This window comes from Streptomyces sp. NPDC054834, from assembly GCF_053611185.1.
This window is the reverse complement of record NZ_JBSGZV010000014.1, coordinates 48027-69053: the sequence shown is the minus strand read 5'-3', so window position 1 is coordinate 69053 and position 21027 is coordinate 48027. Positions and strand designations below refer to the sequence as shown.

The following is a 21027-nucleotide window of genomic DNA, read 5'->3' as shown; positions in this document are numbered from 1 at the left end:
GATGCTCAGCGTTGCCCCACAGGCGGCACGCGTCATCATCTACGGCATCGAGGCCGGCCAGCCGTGCATCCTGGTGGGCCGTGACACCCGGATGGCGGATGCTCGTGCGGCTCTTCCCCGGCCTCTCCACCCAACCGGACCGTCTCCGAACGCCGGAGACCCGGCCGGACTTGAGTATCGCCTTCTCCTCGGGCAGGCCATGGGCGGCTCAGCCGGTTACCCCCCCCCCGCTTCAGGGGACGTCGCAACCGGCCGAGCCCCACGTCACCGGCCGGCCGCCGTCGCCTGGCGCGTGGCGCGGGTCGCCTCATGGCCGTCGTGGATGCCGAGCGCGCGCAGGATCTCCTCGACGCTCTGCTTGGCATCGCCGAACAGCATGCTGCTGTTCTCCCGGAAGAAGAGCGGGTTCTGCACGCCCGCGTAACCGGAGGCCATGGAGCGCTTGAAGACGACGACTTGGTCCGCCTCCCAGACCCGCAGCACCGGCATGCCGGCGATGGGACTGGCCGGGTCCTCGGTCGCGGCCGGGTTGACGGTGTCGTTCGCGCCGATGACCAGCACGACGGAGGTGTCGGCGAAGTCATCGTTGATCTCGTCCATCTCGAGGACGATGTCATAGGGGACCTTCGCCTCGGCCAGCAGGACGTTCATGTGCCCGGGCAGGCGCCCGGCGACGGGGTGGACGCCGAAGCGGACCTCGACACCCCGCTCGCGCAACCGACGCGTCAGCTCCGCCACGGGGTGCTGGGCCTGGGCGACGGCCATGCCGTAACCGGGAGTGATGATCACCGAGCGGGCCCGGGCAAGCATCTCGGCCGCCTCCGCGGCCCGCACTTCTCGATGCTCGCCCTGTTCCTCCTCGCGACCGGACGGCGCCTCGATGCCGAAACCGCCCGCGATGACGGAGAGGAAGGATCGGTTCATCGCCTTGCACATGATGTAGGACAGGTAGGCGCCGGAGGAGCCCACCAACGCGCCCGTGACGATGAGCAGGTTGTTGTCGAGCAGGAAGCCGGCCGCGGCCGCCGCCCAGCCCGAGTAGCTGTTCAGCATGGAGACGACCACGGGCATGTCGCCGCCGCCGATCGCGGCGACCAGGTGCCAGCCGAGCGCCAGCGCCAGCACCGTCACCGCGATCATCAGTGCCCGGTTCGGGCTGATCGTGAACCAGACGGTCAGTACCGCGAAGGCACCGAGCGCGCCGAGGTTCAGCGCGTTCTTGCCCGGCAGTACGAGCGGACGGGACTTGATGCGCGCCGAGAGCTTCAGGAACGCGACGATCGAGCCGGTGAAGGTGACCGCGCCGATGAAGACGCCGATGAAAACCTCGGCGTGGTGGATGCCGAGCAGGTCGGCGCCGATCCGGGTCTGCGCCGTGCCGTGCGCGTCCACCTCCAGGTAGCTGTTCCAGCCCACCAGCACCGCGGCGAGGCCGACGAAGCTGTGCAGCACCGCGATCAGTTCGGGCATCTGTGTCATCTCGACACGGCGGGCCCGCCACAGGCCGATCACGGCGCCGAGCGCCATGGCCAGCAAGATCAGGGCCACCGCCCCGGCGGTGATGCTCTGCGCCGCCACCACGACCGTGGCGACCAGTGCGAGGACCATGCCGGCGATGCCGTAGACGACGCCGGCGCGGGAGGTGCGGTGCTGGGACAGGCCGGCCAGGCTGAGGATGAACAACAGGGCGGCGACCAGGTCGGCAGCGTGGGAGGCCGTCAGTGGGGTCATCTCGGCTCAGCCTTTCGAGAACATGGACAGCATGCGGCGGGTGACGGCGAAACCTCCGAAGATGTTCACGCTCGTCAGCAGGATCGCCACGAAGGACAGCGCGGTGACGATCCGGCTCTCGTGTCCGATCTGCAGCAGGGCACCGATCACGACGATCCCGGAGATCGCGTTGGTCACCGACATCAGGGGCGTGTGCAGCGCGTGGTGCACCTTGCCGATGACGTAGTAGCCGATCACGACCGCCAGGGCGAACACGGTGAAGTTTCCCGCGAGTTGGGCGGGTGCGAAGGCCACCAGCAGAAACATGGCGAGCATGCCGAGCGCGATCAGGCCGTAGCGCCGTGCGGGCGTCAGCTTCGGTTGCTTCGGGTCGGGTTCGGGCGCGGCGGGCACGGCCTCCGGCGGTACGGCGGGCGCGGCCGAGACGGCCACGGGCGGCGGCGGCCAGATGACGTCGCCGTTCCGCACCACGGTCACGGCCCGTTGCACGGCGTCGTCGAAGTCGATCGTCAGCCGCCCGTCCTTGCCGGGTGTGAGCAGTTTCAGCAGGTTCGCCAGGTTGGTGCCGAAGAGCTGCGAGGCCTGGGCGGGCAGCCGGGCGGCGAGGTCGGTGTAGCCGATGATGGTGACACCGTTGTCCGTGACCACCGCGCGCCCCGGCACGGTTCCCTCGACGTTGCCGCCCTGGGCTGCGGCCATGTCGACGATGACACTGCCCGGCTGCATGACGGCCACGTCCTCGGCGGACAGCAGACGCGGCGCCGGCCGGCCCGGGATCAGCGCGGTGGTGATCACGATGTCCACGTCCGCGGCCTGCCGGTGGTAGAGCTCGGCGGCGGCACGGTCGTAGTCGGCGGAGGTCGCCTTGGCGTAGCCATCGGTGCTCCTCTCCTGGGCGACGTCCACCGGGAGGTACTCGCCGCCCAGCGACTTCACCTGGTCCGCGACCTCCGGCCGCGGGTCGGTGGCCCGCACGATCGCGCCGAGGCTGGAGGCGGCGCCGATCGCCGCCAGTCCGGCCACGCCCACGCCGGCGACCAGCACCTTCGCCGGTGGCACCTTGCCCGCCGCGGTGACCTGGCCGGTGAAGAACCGGCCGAAGGCGTGCGCGGCCTCGACGACCGCCCGGTAGCCGGCGATGTTCGCCATCGACGACAGCACGTCCATCGACTGAGCCCGTGAGATACGTGGTACCGCGTCCAGCGCCAGCGCGGTCACCCCGGCAGCAGCCAGTGTCTGAAGGAGCTCGGGCCTTTGTGCCGGGGCCAGCAGGGCGACCACGGTCGCGTCTTCCCGCAGCCGGGTGATCTCCGTGTCGGAGGGAGAGTTCACTTTCAGGACGACATCCGCGTTCCAGGCCTGGCCGATCTCGGCGCCGGTATCGAGGTAGGCCTGGTCGCTGAAGCCGGAGGCCGCGCCGGCCCCGGACTCCACCACCACCTCGTAACCGAGGCCGAGCAGTTGACGCACCGTCGTCGGCGTCGCCGCGACACGGGTCTCTCCGGAAACGGACTCGACCACGACGCCGACGCGCTGGGGTGGGTGTTGCGCAGATTCTTGTGCAGACATGTCTCGTGTTCACTCCTGGGAGGAGGGGTGACGGGTATCCGCGTTCAAAGGGCGTCCACAGAAGTCGTTCCCATGGACGCGGGCCGCAGGAAACCTACCCGTCAAAGTCACCCGAGCCGACAAATACGGCCCCGATGTATTTCACTCGGCGACCACACCCACCACACCTGCGCCCGGCCCCAGGGGCGCCGACGGGTGTCAGTCGCGGCCGCGCCAGTGGCGGATCGCGAGGGCGGCGGCGAGGGGCATGCGTCACCCACCATGCGCATGCTTCTCAACTACCGCTGCTCGGCGGTATCGCGATGCTGTCGGTGGACGTGAACTAGGCGTTCGCGTCGGGCCGCTGTGGCGGCCACTCGTGGGTGGAGTCGTCGGCGAGCAGTGGCCGAAGGCCACCGAGTAGCGCGCCGATGCAGGTGTCGCGGAGCTGGGTGCGGGTGCAGGTCTCGTGGGTGAGCCAGTCGACGCAGAGGACCTGGACGAAGACCAGCCAGCTCTTCAGGACGGCGGACACTGCCTCGCGGGCGCTTTCGTCCGCGAGTGGGAGTACGGCCAGCAGCCGCGTACGGAGTGCGTCCAGCTCGTTGGTCATGATCGACTGAATCACCGGGTCGCCCACGAGCACCCGGTTCGCGGCGAGCACGGCGTTGCGATTGGCCATGAAGTAGTCGAGATGGACGTCCATGCCCTGGATTAGCTGCTCCACCAGGGAGTCGGCGGGGTCGAGCCGGGTTTCGGCGAGCAGTTGATCCGCCGCCTGCTGGTAGACGGCCGCGAAGAGGGCGTGCTTGCTGGGGAAGTGACGGTAGAGCAGGGCTCTGGAGATGCCGGCCTCTTTGGCGACCTCCTCCATCAGCACGTCGTCGTACGGGCGTGCGGCGAAGAGCTGCGCTCCGACGGCGAGGAGTTGGGCGCGGCGATCGGTGGGGCTGAGTCGCTGGCGGGGAGGCATGGACGCACATTACTTGACATGTGTCTACTGGCGCACGAGTCTAGTAGACGCATGTCAACTAAGAATCCGTTGAGGCGCGCTGGGAGGGACCGTGGCAAGGGTTCTTCGGGTACTCGCACAGCTGATGGGCTGGGCCTGCGTGGTGATCGGTGTGTTTCATGTAGTACTCGGTAACGCGGCGATCCCCGGCGCAGGTTCCGCCGGCACGACGGTCGACAGCTGGGGCCGGTTCATGGGGGCCAGTTTCGTCGGCTACGGGCTGGCCTGGCTCTGGACCGCTCGGCAGCGGCCTGTCCCGGCCCGGGCGGTGCGGTGGCTGGCCGGCGTCTTTCTGTTGGGCGGGGTGGGTCGGCTGATTTCGCTCGCCGTTCACGGCTGGCCGCAGTGGTTCCAGACCGCACTGGCGGTGATCGAGCTCAGCCTGCCGCCTGTTTTCTTCTGGCTGGCCGCCGCAGGGGAACGAGCTTGGCGCAGCGACGCGGAGACCGTGCCCGCCGGGCGATGAACGCGCCACGACCGAAGGCACGAAGCGTGCGCCCGGCAAAGGAGTCGAGCCTCGTCCAGGGCTTCGCCGCCCATTGGGCCGGCGCCCTCGAAAAGGGCGACGGATGGACGCAGGCGGATCTCGACGCCGCCGAGGAGCGGCTGGGTTTCCGGCTGCCGGTCGCGATGTGCGAGGCGTATCTGCTGCTCGGGCGCCGGAAGGATCTCACCAGCAATCACGATGTGCTGCTCAGCCCGGCCGAACTGTATGTGGATGAGGCCAGGGAGGCTCTGGTCTTCCGTCACGAGAACCAGGGAGTCGCATCCTGGGGCATCCTCCTCGACAGCCTCCAGGATGACGACCCCGCGGTGTTCATCCGGCTTGACCTTGCCGACAAGAGCGCAGAACGGTGGGAGGACTGGCTCGAGCGTCTGTCCCTCTGCTTCGTCGAGATCGTTTTGTCCGAGTCCCTGCATGCCGGTGAAGAGCTGTGCGACTTTCTTGACCCGGATGATGACAGCATCGAGCTGCTGGAGGCGAGCTCCGTCCGGCTGCCGTTCCCGGCATATCCCGCCGGTGAGGAGGTGAGCGGGACCCGATGGTTCCTGGGCCAGGACGTCCTGCTGCGCGACGACGACGGCATGGCCATTCTGGCCCGTGGTCGAACGGCAGAGGACCTCGACCGCGTTCGTGACCTGATCCCGGGCGAGTGGCTCAACGACTATCGCTGATCGCGGTCGAGGTTTCCGATGACGACCGGGCTGTCCATGTCGGCGTCGGGCCAGGGACTACTGCGCGGGGGGTCCCCGGTCGCGTACGAGTGAGCACTACCAGGGCAACGGCGGTCTGACCCGGTACAGGGAAGACGGAGCGGTCCTGGTGGGTGGCCGCATCCTCGCCTCCACGGATAAGGATCCGACGGGCTGAGTGCCGGGCGAACCGGCAGCGATTCCTCCGCCCGAAGTAACGTCAGGGTGCATGGTGTCTCTGTTCACATTCTTCGGCCCGCCCGCAATCACCCTCCTCCTCTTTGCCGTTGGGGCAGTCCCGTACGCGTTGTGGGTGACCAGGAGGAAGCCCTTGCGGCCGGCCCGCTGGGCTGTGATCGGGATCGCGGCAGCGATCGCCGCCTATGGGGCCGGAACCGTCTACGGGCTCGCCTTCACGAACCCGCTTGACGTATGCGGGGACAAGACCGGCGACGGCGTGTACATGGATGCCGGCCGGGACTACAGCCTGACATCGGTGAACGTGGACAGCTTCCCTCCGTCCATCACCTGCCACTGGACCAGCGGCCGCAGCACCGAAGAGGTGTGGTTCTGGGCCCCGCCCCTGCTGTACGCAGGGCTGGCCTGCTCTGTCGTCTGCTCCGCCCAGCTTCTCTTCAACCGCTACAAGTACGGAAAGGCTCCTCGCGCCAACGAGCTTGACGCGTAGACGGGCTCTCGGCCTCGGCACAGCAGCCGGGACAGCAATCGCCCTGCCGACTGCCTGACCTGCGCAGGCCGCCCCTGCTTCCAGTGAGCACAAGGAGGGGGCTCTCCGGGCTCGACATGGCCGCCGACGATGTCCCAGGGGTCAGGGTAGAAGCGGCGGTTCGGGCTTCGCTTCTGGGCGAAGGCTTCACCGTCGTGGTTGAGGATGACAGCCCCCACGGCCCAGAGCTCGCCGGGCGCGGAAACGGGCAGCTCGACGTTGTGATCCACGCTGAAAGGCTGGTTGTGTGCGGGCATAGCCGACAACGCAGGCCCGGCGTTACCGACTCGTCGGGCAGGTCACACGTCTCCGTGTGACAGTGGAACGGCAGTTCGCCGCCGCGGCGGTCCAGCTCCACCGGCGCGGGGTCGCGTACCTCTGGACGCCACGATGCCCGGCGCCGTCGGTGAGGACGAGCGGACCGGCCCATGTCCTCGTAACCTGTTTCCCGTGTCTTCCTCCCGCCTGCGTCGCGTCGCCGTCCTAGTGCTCGAAGGTGCGAAGCCGCTCGATGTCGGCATTCCCGCGCAGGTGTTCACGACCCGGGCGAGCATGCCGTACGAGGTGCGGGTGTGCGGCGCGGCGCCCGGGCTGGTGACCGGCGGCGACGGCCTGGCGTACCACGTGGCCCACGGTCTCGACGCACTTGAGTGGGCCGACGTCGTCTTCGTCCCCGGCTATCGTTTCCCGGACCGCGACGACCCGCCACAGGCCGTCGTCGATGCGCTGATCGCCGCACATGACCGAGGTACACGGCTTGCCGCCATCTCGACGGGCGCCTTCGCGCTGGCCTGCACGGGCCTGCTCGACGGCAAGCGTGCCACGACGCACTGGCATTACACACGGGCGCTCGCACAGAAGCATCCGCTCGTCCGCGTCGACGAGAACGTCCTGTTCGTCGACGAGGGCAGTGTGCTGACGTCGGCCGGCGCCGCCTCGGGCATCGACCTGTGCCTGCACATCCTGCGCGGCGACCTCGGGGTGGCCGCGTCGAACCACGCGGCCCGGCGTCTGGTCGCGGCCCCGTACCGCAGCGGCGGTCAGGCGCAGTACGTGCCGCGCAGCGTGCCCGAGCCGCTGGGCGAACGGTTCGCGGCCACCCGCGAATGGGCCCTGCGCCGGCTCGGCGACCCCCTCAGCCTCGAAGCCCTCGCCCAGCACGCGGCGGTCTCACCGCGCACGTTCTCGCGACGCTTCGTCGAGGAGACCGGGTACACGCCGATGCAGTGGGTCATGCGTGCCCGTATCGACCGGGCCCGTGAGCTGCTCGAGCGATCGGAGCGCAGCGTCGAGCAGATCGCGAACGACGTCGGTCTCGGCACCGGTGCGAATCTGCGGATGCACTTCCAGCGCATCCTCGGCACCACCCCCAGCGAGTACCGGCGCACCTTCACCCGGGGCGAGTAACCCGCCGCCGGGCGTCTGGCGTGATCCTTTCGAACCATGGCGCTCACGCCAGGGCCACGGCATGATTCCGCACGCGAGGCTGGTGACGAACCGAAAGGACGCCACACATGACTCGCATCGCCATCAACGGATTCGGTCGAATCGGGCGCAACGTGCTGCGCGCACTGCTCGAACGCGGCAGCGACTTCGAGATCGTCGCCGTCAACGACCTCACCGAGCCCGCCACCCTCGCCCGGCTCCTCGCCTACGACACGACAGCCGGACGGCTCGGCCGTCCGGTGACCGTCGACGGGGACGCCCTTGTCGTCGACGGCCGACGCATCACGGTGATCGCCGAGCGGGAGCCGGCGCGGCTGCCGTGGGCCGAGCTCGGCGTCGACATCGTGCTGGAGGCGACAGGCCGCTTCACGTCGGCCAAGGCCGCCCGCGCCCACCTGGACGCGGGAGCGAACAAGGTCCTCGTGAGTGCGCCGTCGGACGGCGCCGACGTCACGCTCGCGTACGGGGTCAACACCGAGGCGTACGACCCGGTCGTGCACACGATCGTCTCGAACGCCTCGTGCACGACCAACGCGCTGGCACCGCTCGCCGCGGTGCTCGACGAACTCGCCGGCATCGAGCACGGCTTCATGACCACGGTGCACGCCTACACGCAGGAGCAGAATCTTCAGGACGGTCCGCACCGCGATGCCCGCCGCGCCCGTGCCGCCGCTGTCAACATCGTGCCGACCACGACGGGCGCCGCCAAGGCGATCGGCCTCGTGCTGCCCAACCTCGACGGCAAGCTGTCGGGCGACTCGATCCGCGTACCGGTGCCGGTCGGCTCGATCGTGGAACTCAACACCACCGTCGCCCGCGATGTGACCCGCGACGACGTGCTGGCCGCGTACCGCGCTGCCGCGCAGGGCCGGCTTGCCGGCATCCTCGAGTACTCCGACGACCCGCTCGTGTCGTCCGACATCATCGGCAACCCCGCCTCGTCGATCTTCGACTCGGCCCTCACCCGCGTCGACGGCCGCCACGTCAAGGTGGTCGCCTGGTACGACAACGAGTGGGGCTTCTCCAACCGCGTGATCGACACGCTGGAACTCCTCGCCACACGCTGACCGGCTCCCGAGACGCGCTCGCCATCGGTGGCCGGGCTACTGGAACAGCGCGAGCTCGCCGCGGCCGAGCTGGAATGGCAGGAGCGAGCGATCCACGTCAGGCGGGTCGTAGGGGGCTGGCTCCGGCCGGCGACGACAGCGCCGGCATGCAGGTCACCGAGGATCCGCAAGGTGCGGACGCGCAGCAGGGGCGGGCTGCGGCGATGGGCGACTCGCTGAAGGTGGACCGCCCCGCTGCTCGCGCCCGACAAGCTTCTCTGACTAGAGTCAGAGAATGGACAGGGCGCAGATCGAGAAGGTCCGGCGGTTCAATCGCACCGTGACCGAACGCTTGGGAGTGCTGCACGACCGCTACCTGGGCCGCGACCGGCCGATCGGCGAGGCCCGGCTGCTGTGGGAGGTCGGCGAGCAGGGCCGGGACGTTCGCCGGCTGCGCGAGCGTCTCGGGCTCGACTCCGGTTACGTCAGCCGGCTGCTGCGCTCCCTGGAGACAGGTGGTCTGGTGACGGTGGAGCCGCAACCGGAGGACCGACGCGTGCGCACGGTCCGGCTCACCGACGCCGGCCGTGCCGAGCGCGCCATGCTCGATCGCCGTAGCAACGAGCTGGCCGGCTCCCTGCTGGAGCCTCTCAACGAGGCCCAGCGCGCCGGGCTCGTCGCAGCCATGGCCGAGGTCGACCGGTTGCTGACCGCCGCGACGGTCACCCTTGACGCCATCGACCCCGATCACCCGGACGCCCGACACTGCCTTCGGTCCTACTACACCGAGCTGCGGGAGCTCTTCGAGACCGGCTTCGACCCCACCCGGAGTCTGCTGCCCGACGCCGGTGAACTCCGTCCGCCCCGCGGCCTGTTCCTCATCGCCCGACTGCGCGGCGAGCCCGTCGGATGCGCCGGTCTCAAGCTGCCGCCCGGGGCACCGGCCGAGATCAAACGTATGTGGGTCGCACCCCACGCCCGGGGCCTCGGACTCGGTCGCCGGTTCCTGACCGAACTGGAAGCCAGGGCCGTACAGAACGGTCGTGACGTACTACGCCTGGACACCAACAAGGCGCTCACCGCCGCGATCAGCCTGTACCACTCCCAGGGTTTCCAGGAGGTCTCCGCCTTCAACCACGAGCCGTACGCTCACCACTGGTTCGAGAAGCGGATCGCCACGGTTTCGCGAGGACGATAGCGATGCAAAGGAGTCCCGGGGTGCTCGGACCGCGAGCGAGGATCTCCTGGGTTTTGAACCGAGAGGGGTTTCGTGGCTGACTTCGAGCCGATGGATCTTGTTGTCCTCGCCGACGACGAGGGCAACGGCGTTCGCGTCCACGTGCTCGGACCGGAGCCGTCGTGGCCGCAAGGGATTGCGGCCGAGATCATCGTGGAGACACCGTTCGTGGCCGGCCGGACCAATCTGATCCTTTCCGGCCACAAGCTGCGATCCTGGGCAGGGGCCCTGGACGAGCTCGACGCCGGCGAAGCCGCTGCGTGGATGAAGTGGGACCGTGGGCCCTCCATCTCCATCCAGCTCACAGGCGATCGGGACTGCCCGGAAGTGGTGGTGGACGATGAGTCCTACTCGATGGTCACGGTGCGGGTGCCCGTCGTACTGCCCGACGGCTGGATCGAAGACCACCGAGTGCGACTGCGGACACTGCTGGAAATGTGGTCGGGATCGATGCAATGAGGCATGCCGCCGTCAGACCGGTACCCGCCGCTTCGGCGAACCGGACGGCGGCCCGCTGCACGACGAACGGCCGGTCCCCCGCGGTGATCAAGCGGTGGGCGTCAGCCCGTTACAGCGGACTTCTGACCGGACGGGGTGACGGCGTACCACTCCTTGCCTTGGCCCTGGCCGTTCACCTGGCCGGCCTCTGTGTCGCCCACGTACCGGTACAGCGGCCAGCCGGCGAGGGTGAGCTGCTTCATGCCGTTCCGGTGAACCGTGCCGAGAAGACCCTTCTCAACCCCCGAGGTCTGTACGGAGTCCCCCACGATGACGGGCATCCACGTCTGTGTGCACGCACCGGCACACGTCCACTTGGAGGGCGTCGCCTGGTCCTTGCTGTAGCGGTAGAGGGTCATCCCCTTGTCGTCGGTGACCACGCTGCCCGCGCCCTTCATCGCCTTGGCCATCACCATGGTGGTGGTGGCCATGTGTCCGCTCCCGGAGTTGCCGCCGACGGCCGGTGTGGTGGCAGCCGGTGAGGAGCTGGCCGGTGCGGAGGCCGCGGGATCCGACGCGGCCGTGGCGACCGGGGCAGCGCTGCCGGGGCTCGTGCCGGACGCGCTGTCGTCCGAGGCGCCGCACGCCCCCAGCAGGAGCGCGGACGCCAACCCTGCGGCCGAGGCGAGGACGATGCGTTGCGGGATCAAGAAGTTACCCTTCGTCGGGAGGCATCTGCGTACTCCCTTGGTACGTCGGGTGGCTCACCGGGCTCTCAGCCGCTGTTACCACATGACGCAGTCTTGACCATCGCCGTGCTCGCTCGGACCCACAGCGCGAGGGCGGCGGCATACTGCTCACACAGCCGGGACACGCGCCTTCGGGTAAGCGCTGTAGGCGGTAAGGCGTACCCGGCGGACCGAGAGCCGGCGCCGCAGGTGGGAACGCGTGCAGGGTCCTCAGTGGCCGCCGCCACCAGGACATGGGTGGCCTGGTACACCCCAGTACCGCCGGACGGGAGGGGCGCGTCATCCTGCGCGTCGGGCGGTGTCAGGTGAGGCAGCGGAGGGCGTCGTGTGTCTTTGGGGTGGCTGGAGGTCAGTGCGACGGCGAGATCGACCGCGGTGGCATCGACGAGCGGGACGGCGGAGAGTTCGACGCGCACGACGGTACGGCGGGTGGCGGCCTTGGCGATGGTCTCGCCGACCTGCTCGCGACGGGCGGCAAGCCGGGCGGCGGCGGCCGTGGGCAGCCCGGCCCGGGGTCGCTGCTCACGAGAACGGAGGCACCCGGTGGCCGGCCTTGATCACCGGCCCTCCCGATCACGGGCCTTCGGACAGACGCCGGACTGTCCGCCAGCGTGGGGCCTCGTCGTCAGGGACGTCCGGGGAGGCGAAGTGGAACGGCACTCCGAGGTGGTGGGCCAAGGCCCGTCCTGCCTTGTCGGCGGCGCTCCCCGGAGCAGGCCCGCCAGGACGGCGGTAGACGGTCGCCAGGTGGCCTTCGCCGGACGGGTTCTCCAGCACCGCGACCAGCAGTACGAACCAGTCGTGGACGGTGTCGCCGTCCCAGAGAGCCTCGACCGCGGCCACCCGGCCCGGGTGGGCGGCGGCACGGGCCGCAAGTGAGGAGACGTCGAGCGGATCGGGCTGCGCGTGCCTCACACGATCGCCGAGGACCTCGTAGCGCGCGTGGACCACCTGTTCCGCCTCGCGCAGGCCCACCCCCAGCGGGCGCAGCGCTTCCCACACGGCCTTCACCGCCATCAGCGGGCGGTCGTACAGCACGTTCGCGTCGACCTCCTGGCGGGTCTGATCCTCCAGGTAGGTCCACCACCCGCTCAGTTGGCCACCGGGCATTCCGTGAAGCACGCCATGGGCCGAACCTACCTCACACGCGAACGACCCCGTCGGCCCGCGAGGAAGGCCCGCGAGGAAGGCAGAGTGCCGTCGAAACTCGGCGCCCTCAGCTCCTGCTCCGAAGTCGTTCAGGCCTGGCCCTGAATGCCACCGGTACTTTCTACGCCGTCTCCGACACCCTTCCGCGGAACACGTCAGGGCTGCGGACGTGCAAAATCATGTGACGCGCGGCGCCCGATCGTCGAGAATCCACGCGTGGTCACCATGAACGTTGACAGGCCTGAACGCGGCCCGTTCCCCCGATCCTCCGTGACCGCGCCGGCCGGACGTACCTTCGGCGCGATTCCGCCAACGGCACTGGTGCTGCTCGGCATCGTCAGCGTTCAGGTCGGCTCGGCGTTGGCCAAGCACCTGTTCAGCGCAGTGGGCAGCTTCGGGACGGTCGCGTTGCGGCTGTTGTTCGCGGCGGCGGTGCTGATGCTTTTGTGGCGGCCGTCACTGCGCATGAGTCGTCGCACGTGGACAGTAGTGCTGAGCTACGGCGTGATTCTCGGCTTGATGAACCTGTGCTTCTACCTGGCGCTGGCCCGGATCCCGCTGGGGATCGCGGTGACCATCGAGTTCCTCGGGCCGCTGGCGGTGGCCCTGGCCGGGTCGAGGCGATGGCTGGACGCTTTCTGGGCCGTGCTCGCGGCTGGCGGTGTGGTCCTGCTGATGGAGGGACGCGGCGACCTCAACCTTGTCGGTTTTCTCTTCGCGCTCGCCGCAGGAACGTGCTGGGGCCTGTACATCCTGGTCGGCGCGGCGCTGGGCCGCCACACCACGGAAGGCAATGGTCTGGCTCTGGGAATGGCCGTCGCGGCACTGGTGGTTGTGCCGTTCGGCGTGGCGGACAGCGGAACGGCGCTGATTCAGCCGTGGGTCCTGGTTGCGGGGCTCGGCGTGGCACTGTTGTCGTCGGTGATCCCGTACTCGCTGGATCTGGAAGCACTGCGCGAGATCCCACCGCGCGTGTTCGGCATCCTGATGAGCCTCGAACCAGCGATGGCGGCCCTCATCGGCCTCATCGTGCTCCAGGAGTCGTTGCACTGGTCGCAGTGGATCGCGGTGCTGTGCGTGGTGGCCGCATCGGCGGGCGCCGCTCGCGGCACCCGCCCAGAGGCCTGACCGCCCATAACGGGAGGAGCGGTCATTGGCCGCGCTCTCCCGCACCCGGCCGACGCTCAGCGCCAACCGGATCGACGCCACGCATCCCATGATCCTGGAGACTCCGGAAGCGGTGGCGACGCTGGTGGCCGAGTTCGTTCGAGGACTGCCTGACTGAAGAATCCGGAGGATCCGGCACAACTCACTAAGCCCGCTTTCGCCCGTTCTCCCGCCGCTCGAACACGGACTTCAGTCCGGTCTCGAGCATGATGCGGTCGACGGTCGCAGCGAGGGTGCTGTCGGCGCCGATGACGGTCTCGACTTTGCCGGGCAGCAGATCGAACGGCCGATACCAATCGCGCAGCTGCGTCTCGCTGACGTCGTCGGCGATCGGCTTGGTGGCGTGCCGGTCGAGGGTTTCATCGAGCGGAACATCCAGGTAGTAGCCGTGGGTCAGGCCCCGGTGGTGGGCGCGCAGCTGGGCGAGCATGTCGCCGTAGCGGTCGGCGTAGAGGATTCCTTCCACGACGACGTGGTATCCGGCGTCCAGGGCGTAGCGGGCGACGGTGTCGATCAAGCCGATGTTCGCGGCCCCGGGCCGGTCGTGCTCGTGGAGCACGACCCGGCGCAGGTTGTCCTGGCCGACCAGGGCCAGGCCGCGGCCGAACTTCTCACGGAGGCCAACCGCGACGGACGACTTACCCGAGGCGCTGTTGCCGCGCAGGACAACCAGCCGGGTGTCTTCGGTTCCCACCATCACGGTCCTCACGCTACCGACGACCAGTGACACCGCGCCCATCGTCAATCCTTTCGCCACAGATCCCAGTCACCGGCAGAAGTGGCCGCCAGCACGGGGCCCTGCCTAATTGAGCGTGACCGAGACGATCGGTTTCATCGGCCTCGGCGACCAGGGCGGACCGATGGCGCATCGCAGCATTGATGCCGAATTGCCGTTGGTGGTCTGGGCGCGGCGGCCCGAAGTGCTCGAGGCCTACACCGTCAGGGGTGCGAGCGCCGCTGTCAGCGTCGCGGAGCTCGGCCGCTCGGCGCGAGCACGTCGGCATTTGCTTGTTCAACGACGCGGATGTCTTCCAGATCACCGACCAGCTGATCCCGGCGACGGAAGCCGGCAGCCGCATCGCCGTTCATTCGACGGTACTGACCGATACCGTCGTCGCGCTGGAACAGCAGTGTGCCGAGAGGGGTATCACGCTGATCGATGCGCCGGTCAGCGGTGGCTCGGCCGCGGCGGAGGCGGGCGCACTCACATCAACCTGCTGATGACCGTGCTGCCCGACCATGTCGCCACCCACGAACTCGACGCCGCTTCCGCGCGGTTCCTCGCCGCAGCGACTCCCTGAAGCCGGATTCCCACAGGCTGCCGCCGGACTGCGCACCGGGCTGCGCACCGGGCTGTGCCCATCATCTGCCGGCGCCGTCCGGGTGTTCGGACTCCTGCGGCAGTCCGTCGGCGCGGCGGTTGTTGCGTTCGATTGCTGCCATGTGTTGCTCCGCCCACGTACGCAGGGCATCCAGCGGGCCGTCCAGGGAGTGGCCCAGCGCGGTGAGTTGGTAGTGCACACGGGGTGGCACCGTTGGTTCGACCCGGCGTGCGACCAGGCCGTCGCGGACAAGGCTCTGGAGGGTGGCGGAGAGCATTTTCTGCGAGATGCCCGGGATACGGCGCCGCAGGTCCGCGAACCGCACCTCGGCCGGGGCTGATTCGGCCAGGACCTTCACCGTCAGCGAGGTCCATTTGGTGCCGATCCGGTCGAGCAGCTGCCGGGTCGGGCACAGCGGGCTGAACAGATCGCCCCGCTTCGGCGTGGTCACCTGGAGCTCACCACCTGATGGAAAAGTGCCGTCTTGGAACGTCCAGGATAGTTCCCTAGCGTTTGCTGGTCACCATTGGTTACCTGCTATTCGCTGGAGTTCTCCATGCCTGAGCTGTGCCGCATTCCTGTCAACGACATCGAGTTGAACGTGGCCATGGCCGGATCGGGGCCGGACGTCCTGCTGCTGCACGGTTTCCCCCACACCTGGGAGCTGTGGAGCCCCGTCATGGCGGACCTGTCCGACCGTTACCGAGTCATCGCCCCGGACCTGCGCGGGCTCGGCGCGAGCACCCGGGCCCAGACGGGATACGACGCGCTGACCCTGGCCGAGGACGCCGCGGCCCTGCTGGAGGCGTTGGGGGTGCGCTCGGCCGCCGTGGTGGGGATCGACGCGGGCACCCCGCCGGCCTTCCTCCTCGCGATGCGCCGTCCCGGTCTGGTACGGCGGCTCGTCGTCATGGAGGCCCTGGTCGGCCGCCTGCCCGGCGCCGAGGACTTCCTCGCCGGCGGCGCTCCGTGGTGGTTCGGCTTCCACGCCGTTCCGGGCTTCGCGGAAACCGTGCTGGAGGGCAATGAGGCCGCCTACATCGACTGGTTCCTCGATGCGGGCACCCTCGGCTCCGGCTTGCCCGCGCCGGCGCGGGACGCGTTCGTCGCCGCCTACACCGGACGTGAGGCCCTGCGCTGCGCGTTCGCGTACTACCGGGCCCTGCCCGAAAGTGCCGCGCAGATCGAGCAGGCGGTCGCCGCCACACGGTTGACGATGCCCGCGATGGCCATCGGTTCGCACCCTGTCGGTACGGCGCTGGAACGCCAGCTCCGTCCGATCGCCGACGACCTCACCGGTCATCTCCTTGAAGACTGCGGCCACATCATCCCGCTGCACCGCCCCGATGCCCTGCTCGGCCTTCTTCGCCCCTTCCTGGCCGGTCACCAGATGAGCGGACGTCCGTGAGCCGTTCTCGCTCCCGCGGCGGGCGACGTCCTGAGAGCCGGGCTGATCAGCCGGCCCGGACGCCGCCGGCCCGTTGAGGCCGACGTCGCCCCGTTTCCGCGATGCTCCCGGCCACTTCCAGCACGCGGGCCACGTGGGCGTACTCCGCCAGGTCGGCCGGCAGGTCGACCACGAGCGTGGTCATGCCCAAGTCCCCCAGACGCAGCAGGGCGTCGGCCACCTCGCGGTAGTCGCCGACCAGCTTGGGTGTGTCGATACCCACGCGCCCGGCGCCGTACCAGAGGCAGTCGTCGTGCCAGTCGGCGTCCTCCGCCAGGTCGAGCGTCGCCCGGTGCTGTGTCGACGTCAGGCCCTCGGCGAAGAGTTTGCGCAGCAGCGCGTCCCGGCGGGTGCCTCCGTAGTCGGCGACGGCCGCTTCCCGCGCCTCCTGGGACGTTTCGCGTGCCACGATGCCGACGATCAACGCCACTCCCCCGGTCACGCCCTGCTGCTCCAACCCTCGGATTTCCCGGGCCAGTTGCTCGTACGGCTTGGCCATCAGCAGGCAGGCGTCCAACAGGGGTGCGAGAGCGTCGAACCCGGGGGACGTCGAGGCCGGTGCGTAGATACGTGGCTGCTCGCCCGGCAGCGGGCCGGGAGACGGGGCGGCGACGGTGTACCGGGCAGAGCGGTGCGTGCGGCCGGACAGTACCGCCCGCACGCAGGCGGCGAACTCGGCGCAGCGGCGCTGCCGTTCGGCGGCGGGCGTCGTATCCGCGCCGAGGAGGGTGAGGTCTGCTCCTCGGGCCCCGGCGACGACATTGAGGTGGACGGCTCTGCCGTGGAGATAGGACAGCGAGGACACGTGGCGTGCCACCATCGCCGGCTGAGACAGCGGAGCGGTGACCGCCACGACCGGTTCCAGGGTACGACTGCGCGCCAGCACCTCCTGGGCGGCCGTCCAGGGATCGAGGGCCTGCCAGAAGTCGTAGACGAGCATGGCGTCGGCGCCCAGTCTCTCCGCCCAGGAACAGTGCTCGTCCAGGATGCGGAGGTAGTCCGCGCCGTCGGCCGGGTGCTCTCCGGCGAACGCCGTGCCGTGCGACGGGCACACCGTCCAGAACCGCCAGGGGACGGGCGCAGGGATCGCACCGCATTCCGGGAATTTCGTGGCGGCACTTCCCGTACTTCCCGGGCTTCCTGCTGAGCGGTCAGCCATGGAACACGTTCGCTTTGCACGGTGCGCGACGAATTCCTGAGGAGTCCATCCGAAGAACTTGCGTAATCCGGCTCATGAGTGCTCATACAACGGCCGGGTGCGGTAATGGGTCAATGTTCGGGGGGCGCGCGCTCGAGCGTTCCTGTAGCGGGCCGCGAGCGTCCGGCGGTGGTGGTACAGATCGGTGAGTGGTAAAGCCGCTGGTCGGCCGTGCGGCGCCTGCTGTTGCCCGCGGGATCTGCGAGGCGGGGAGGAGTGGAGGGAATCAAGCGCCTCCAGAGACGGTCGAGAAGAGCTCGACGGGAACCACTGGTCCGGAAATTCGATGCTAGGTTCCCGGCATTGTCCATGGCGACGAGAACGGGGTGTCGGAACGAGCCCCCTGTGCCGACCCGGTCGTACCCGCGGAATTCCCTCGAGAGGTACTATTGATGACCGCTGAGCTTCGTCAACCTCCTTTCGCCGCTGGAATCGTCGCCGACCCGGTGACCGGTCCGCGTTCCCTCGCCGATCTGGTGGTGGCGCAGTGCCGGCGCACCCCTGGACTGCCGGCCGTGGCGGACGGGGACCATACGCTCACCTATGCCGAGCTGGAGAGGGCCTCCGCGTCGCTGGCCCGCCGGCTGCGGGCCCTCGGCGCCGGACCGGACCGCATCGTCGCCCTGCGCCTGGAGCGGTCCGTGTCCCTGGCCGTCGCCGTGCTCGCGGTCGTGCGTTCCGGAGCCGCGTACCTCCCGCTGTCCCTGGACGACCCGCCCGCCCGGCTGCGCATGCTGCTCGACGACGCCCACCCGGTCGCGGTCGTGACCGAGCCGGGAGGTGCCGGGTCGATGCTCGCCGAGTCGGGTGTGCCGCTGGTCGGTCCGGAAGCGCCGGGGCAGGCCGGGGCACCGGCTGTGGGCGACACCGGACTGGACGGCGCGGCCGGCCACGACCTCGCCTACCTGCTGTACACCTCCGGCTCCACCGGGCGGCCGAAAGGCGTGCTGACCGAGCACCGGGCCATCGTCAACCGGCTGGGCTGGATGCAGGACGCCTTCCTGCTCGGGCCCGGCGACACCGTGCTGCAGAAGACCCCGTACACCTTCGACGTGTCGGTCTGGGAGTTCTTCTGGCCGATGATGACCGGCGCCACGCTGGTCATGGCCGCTGCCGGAATACACCGCGACCCCCGGGCCCTGGCCCGGCAGATCCGGGACCACGGCGTGACCACGGTGCACTTCGTGCCCAGCATGCTCGCCGAGCTGCTGCGGCTCAGCGAAGTGGACGTGGGTCCCCGGCTGCGCCGGGTGCTCTGTAGCGGCGAGGCGCTCACACCGGGGCTGCGATGCGCCTTCTTCGCCGCCCTGCCCGGCGTCGAGCTGCACAATCTCTACGGGCCGACGGAGGCCGCCGTGGACGTGACGCACTGGCAGTGCCGGCCGGACGACCCGGCCGACGCGCCGGTGCCCATCGGCCGTCCGATCTCGGGCGTCGAACTGCATGTGCTGGACGAGCGGCTGCACCGCGTGCCGGACGGCGAGCTCGGTGAGCTGTGCGTCGGCGGCGTCCAGGTCGCCCGGGGCTACCTGAACCGGCCCGACCTGACCGCGGACCGCTTCCCCCGCGACCCGTACAGCGGCGAGCCCGGCGCCCGGCTGTACCGGACGGGCGACCTGACCTGCCGCCGGCCCGACGGAGTACTGGAGTACCACGGACGCCAGGACGACCAGGTCAAGATCGGGGGCGTGCGGATCGAGCTGGGCGAGGTGGAGGCCGCGCTGGCCGGACTGCCCGGCGTCTCCCAGGCGGCCGCCGCGGTGCGGCACAGCGGCTCGGGCACCGCTCTGCTCGTCGGCTATCCGGTGGCCGGCGAACGGGTGGACGCCGGCCTGCCCGAGCGGTGGAACGCCCTGCTGCGCCGCACCCTGCCCCCCGCGCTGGTTCCGGCCGTGCTCGTGCCCCTGCACTCCCTGCCGCTGACCGCACACGGCAAGACGGACCGGGCCGCGCTGCCCTGGCCCCCACCGCAGGGGGAGGCGGCCGGGGAGCCCGGCGCCGAACCGGACGACCGGCTGCTCGCCCTGTGGAACCGGGTGCTCGGGCAGGGCGTGGCCCCCGACCGGGACTTCTTCGCCACCAGCGGCAGCTCGCTCCAGGCGCTGGCCCTGCTGGCCGCCGTACGCGACGAACTGGGAGCCGAGATACCGCTGGACCGGTTCTTCCGCGAGCCCACCCTGGAAGGGCTGCGCCAGGCCGTGGCGGAGGCGGGTGCCGGTTCCCGCCGGGACGAACTGCCGCGCGTGGACACCTCCAGGCCCCTGCGGCCGGCGCCCGTCCAGGAACGGATGTGGTTCCTCCAGAGCCTGGAACCCACCAGCACCGCGATGAACGTCCCCACCGGACTGCGCCTGCGCGGAGCCGCGGAACCGGCGGACCTGCGCCGCTGCCTCGCCGCGCTGCTCGCCCGGCACGATGTGCTGCGCACCCGTTATCCGGAGCGGGACGGCAGCCCGCTGGCCGTGGTCGAGGCGCCCGTCGACGATCCGCTGCCCGAGGCCGAGGAGCTGCCGGGTCTCGGCCCGGCGGACCGGGACGAGGCGGTACGGCGCCTGGTGGCCGAGGCCGGGGCGGCACCCTTCGACCTCGCGGCCGGGCCACCGGTCAGGGTGCGGCTGATCCGTTTCGCCCCCGACGATCATCTGCTGGTCCTGACGCTTCATCACATCGCCACCGACGGCTGGTCCTGGTCCCTGCTCGCCCGGGAGTTCGCGGACGACTGGGCGCGGATCGCGCGGGGACTGCCGTCGGCGGCTCCCGACGGCCGGCCGCAGCTCCTCGACCACGCGGCCTGGCTGCACGAGGAGTCGCGGCACGAACGGGCCCGGGCGGAGCTGGAGGCTTCCCGCGCCCACTGGCGCCGGCAGCTCGCGGACGCACCCCCGCGGATCGCCCTGCCGGCCGACCGGCCGCGCCCCCAGCGGCTGAGCGCCCCGGCCGCCGTCCAGCCCGTCACCTGGAGCGAGGGGATGAGCGAGCGTCTCGGCGCCTTCTGCCGACGCGAGCGGGTCACCGGACACATGGCGCTGCTGGCCGTCTTCGGCCTCTGGCTGGCCAGGCTCGCCGACCAGGAGGACCTCGTCGTCGCCTCGCCCAGCGCCAACCGGACGCCGGACTGGACGCGCACGATGCTGGGCTGCTTCGTGACCACGGTGCCGCACCGGCTGCGACTCGACGAAGACGCGACCTTCCGGGACGTGCTGCGGCAGGCACGGGAATCGACCCTGCTCGGACACCGGCATGCCCGGGTGCCCATCGACCGTATCGTCGCCGACCTCGGTGTGGACCGGCAGGCGAGCAGCCTGCCGCTCTTCCAGAACCTGCTGGTGGTGCAGAACATCCCGTCGTGGCGGTCCTCCGCCGAGGCCGGCGAGGTCAGCGTGGTCCAGGTGCAGCCCAGCCAGACGCACTACGAACTGAAGCTCGAGGTGTTCCCGGCCGAGGCCGATCTCGCGGCCCGGCTCGTCCATCCCGCCGAGATGTTCGGCCCGGCGCGGAGCGAGGCGATGGCACGGCAACTCGCGGCCCTCGCCGACCAGGCGCTGTCCGCTCCGGACCGTCCGGTCTGGGACTACTCCCTCGCCTGAGTGCCCCCGCCACTGTCTGACCTGGAGTG

22 protein-coding genes and 1 pseudogene are annotated in these 21027 nt (G+C 69.9%); 14 read left to right on the top strand and 9 right to left on the bottom strand.

The window, feature by feature from the left end; all coding sequences use genetic code 11:
- Positions 1–264: 264 nt before the first annotated feature.
- The 3 genes from pntB to ACWGJM_RS20265 form a co-directional block, all read right to left on the bottom strand.
- Positions 265–1731: a Re/Si-specific NAD(P)(+) transhydrogenase subunit beta gene (pntB, locus tag ACWGJM_RS20275; protein WP_453413063.1), complete on the bottom strand. Its 1467-nt coding sequence runs from the start codon at positions 1729–1731 to the stop codon at positions 265–267.
- Positions 1732–1737: 6 nt separating this feature from the next.
- The gene (locus tag ACWGJM_RS20270; RefSeq protein WP_453413062.1) at positions 1738–3300 is read right to left on the bottom strand and encodes a Re/Si-specific NAD(P)(+) transhydrogenase subunit alpha; all 1563 of its coding nucleotides are present in this window, start codon (positions 3298–3300) and stop codon (positions 1738–1740) included.
- A gap of 322 nt (positions 3301–3622) precedes the next feature.
- A complete protein-coding gene (locus ACWGJM_RS20265; RefSeq protein ID WP_453413061.1) occupies positions 3623–4252 on the bottom strand; it encodes a TetR/AcrR family transcriptional regulator in 630 nt (209 codons plus the stop codon).
- A 91-nt stretch (positions 4253–4343) separates the two neighbouring features.
- Here ACWGJM_RS20265 and ACWGJM_RS20260 point away from each other — a divergent pair, with 91 nt between their 5' ends.
- From ACWGJM_RS20260 to ACWGJM_RS20250, 3 genes are all read left to right on the top strand, one after another.
- Positions 4344–4757, top strand: a complete 414-nt coding sequence (locus ACWGJM_RS20260; protein ID WP_453413060.1) for a DUF4345 domain-containing protein — start codon at positions 4344–4346, stop codon at positions 4755–4757.
- 26 nt (positions 4758–4783) lie between these two features.
- Complete coding sequence (locus ACWGJM_RS20255) at positions 4784–5467, top strand: SMI1/KNR4 family protein (RefSeq protein WP_453413059.1); 684 nt, start codon at positions 4784–4786, stop codon at positions 5465–5467.
- A 247-nt stretch (positions 5468–5714) separates the two neighbouring features.
- Positions 5715–6173, top strand: coding sequence for a hypothetical protein (locus ACWGJM_RS20250; RefSeq protein WP_453413058.1), 459 nt, complete (start codon positions 5715–5717; stop codon positions 6171–6173).
- Here the strand turns inward: ACWGJM_RS20250 and ACWGJM_RS20245 are convergent.
- Positions 6128–6469 (bottom strand): NUDIX hydrolase, encoded by a 342-nt coding sequence (locus ACWGJM_RS20245; protein WP_453413057.1) that lies wholly within the window; start codon positions 6467–6469, stop codon positions 6128–6130. The two genes, ACWGJM_RS20250 and ACWGJM_RS20245, sit on opposite strands and share 46 nt — an antisense overlap.
- Before the next feature lie 193 nt (positions 6470–6662).
- Between ACWGJM_RS20245 and ACWGJM_RS20240 the strand changes: the two genes are divergently transcribed.
- The 4 genes from ACWGJM_RS20240 to ACWGJM_RS20225 all read left to right on the top strand — a co-directional run bounded on the left by ACWGJM_RS20240 (position 6663) and on the right by ACWGJM_RS20225 (position 10400).
- Positions 6663–7619 carry a GlxA family transcriptional regulator gene (locus ACWGJM_RS20240; protein WP_453413056.1) on the top strand — a complete coding sequence of 319 codons (957 nt, stop codon included), beginning with the start codon at positions 6663–6665 and terminating at the stop codon, positions 7617–7619.
- Between the two features lie 107 nt (positions 7620–7726).
- Positions 7727–8725: a type I glyceraldehyde-3-phosphate dehydrogenase gene (gap, locus tag ACWGJM_RS20235; protein WP_453413055.1), complete on the top strand. Its 999-nt coding sequence runs from the start codon at positions 7727–7729 to the stop codon at positions 8723–8725.
- A gap of 274 nt (positions 8726–8999) precedes the next feature.
- On the top strand, positions 9000–9902 hold the full coding sequence (locus ACWGJM_RS20230; protein WP_453413054.1) for a bifunctional helix-turn-helix transcriptional regulator/GNAT family N-acetyltransferase: 903 nt from the start codon (positions 9000–9002) through the stop codon (positions 9900–9902).
- Between the two features lie 72 nt (positions 9903–9974).
- On the top strand, positions 9975–10400 hold the full coding sequence (locus ACWGJM_RS20225) for a DUF5959 family protein (protein WP_453413053.1): 426 nt from the start codon (positions 9975–9977) through the stop codon (positions 10398–10400).
- A gap of 101 nt (positions 10401–10501) precedes the next feature.
- Here the strand turns inward: ACWGJM_RS20225 and ACWGJM_RS20220 are convergent, their stop codons facing one another.
- Positions 10502–11089: a hypothetical protein gene (locus tag ACWGJM_RS20220; protein WP_453413052.1), complete on the bottom strand. Its 588-nt coding sequence runs from the start codon at positions 11087–11089 to the stop codon at positions 10502–10504.
- A gap of 377 nt (positions 11090–11466) precedes the next feature.
- Between ACWGJM_RS20220 and ACWGJM_RS20215 the strand changes: the two genes are divergently transcribed.
- Complete coding sequence (locus ACWGJM_RS20215; protein WP_453413051.1) at positions 11467–11685, top strand: hypothetical protein; 219 nt, start codon at positions 11467–11469, stop codon at positions 11683–11685.
- A gap of 16 nt (positions 11686–11701) precedes the next feature.
- On the opposite strand, the gene ACWGJM_RS20210 is transcribed toward ACWGJM_RS20215, so the two are convergent.
- On the bottom strand, positions 11702–12238 hold the full coding sequence (locus ACWGJM_RS20210) for a hypothetical protein (protein WP_453413050.1): 537 nt from the start codon (positions 12236–12238) through the stop codon (positions 11702–11704).
- Between the two features lie 264 nt (positions 12239–12502).
- Between ACWGJM_RS20210 and ACWGJM_RS20205 the strand changes: the two genes are divergently transcribed.
- Entirely contained in the window at positions 12503–13405 is a 903-nt protein-coding gene (locus ACWGJM_RS20205; RefSeq protein WP_453413182.1) for an EamA family transporter, read from the top strand.
- 25 nt (positions 13406–13430) lie between these two features.
- Positions 13431–13562, top strand: coding sequence for a hypothetical protein (locus tag ACWGJM_RS20200; RefSeq protein ID WP_453413049.1), 132 nt, complete (start codon positions 13431–13433; stop codon positions 13560–13562).
- A gap of 27 nt (positions 13563–13589) precedes the next feature.
- On the opposite strand, the gene ACWGJM_RS20195 is transcribed toward ACWGJM_RS20200, so the two are convergent.
- Entirely contained in the window at positions 13590–14141 is a 552-nt protein-coding gene (locus ACWGJM_RS20195) for an AAA family ATPase (RefSeq protein ID WP_453413048.1), read from the bottom strand.
- Between the two features lie 115 nt (positions 14142–14256).
- Between ACWGJM_RS20195 and ACWGJM_RS20190 the strand changes: the two are divergent.
- Positions 14257–14424 (top strand): annotated as a pseudogene (locus ACWGJM_RS20190) (NAD(P)-binding domain-containing protein); the annotation flags it as partial.
- The gene (locus tag ACWGJM_RS20185; RefSeq protein ID WP_453413047.1) at positions 14390–14665 is read left to right on the top strand and encodes an NAD(P)-binding domain-containing protein; all 276 of its coding nucleotides are present in this window, start codon (positions 14390–14392) and stop codon (positions 14663–14665) included. The pseudogene ACWGJM_RS20190 and the gene ACWGJM_RS20185, both read left to right, overlap by 35 nt.
- Before the next feature lie 141 nt (positions 14666–14806).
- Here the strand turns inward: ACWGJM_RS20185 and ACWGJM_RS20180 are convergent, their stop codons facing one another.
- The gene (locus ACWGJM_RS20180) at positions 14807–15217 is read right to left on the bottom strand and encodes a winged helix-turn-helix transcriptional regulator (protein ID WP_453413046.1); all 411 of its coding nucleotides are present in this window, start codon (positions 15215–15217) and stop codon (positions 14807–14809) included.
- 105 nt (positions 15218–15322) lie between these two features.
- Between ACWGJM_RS20180 and ACWGJM_RS20175 the strand changes: the two genes are divergently transcribed.
- Positions 15323–16174 (top strand): alpha/beta fold hydrolase, encoded by an 852-nt coding sequence (locus tag ACWGJM_RS20175; protein WP_453413045.1) that lies wholly within the window; start codon positions 15323–15325, stop codon positions 16172–16174.
- A 46-nt stretch (positions 16175–16220) separates the two neighbouring features.
- Here ACWGJM_RS20175 and ACWGJM_RS20170 read toward each other — a convergent pair whose 3' ends face one another.
- Positions 16221–17267: a hypothetical protein gene (locus tag ACWGJM_RS20170; protein WP_453413044.1), complete on the bottom strand. Its 1047-nt coding sequence runs from the start codon at positions 17265–17267 to the stop codon at positions 16221–16223.
- Positions 17268–17803: 536 nt separating this feature from the next.
- Here ACWGJM_RS20170 and ACWGJM_RS20165 point away from each other — a divergent pair.
- On the top strand, positions 17804–20998 hold the full coding sequence (locus ACWGJM_RS20165; protein WP_453413043.1) for an amino acid adenylation domain-containing protein: 3195 nt from the start codon (positions 17804–17806) through the stop codon (positions 20996–20998).
- Positions 20999–21027 lie beyond the last annotated feature (29 nt).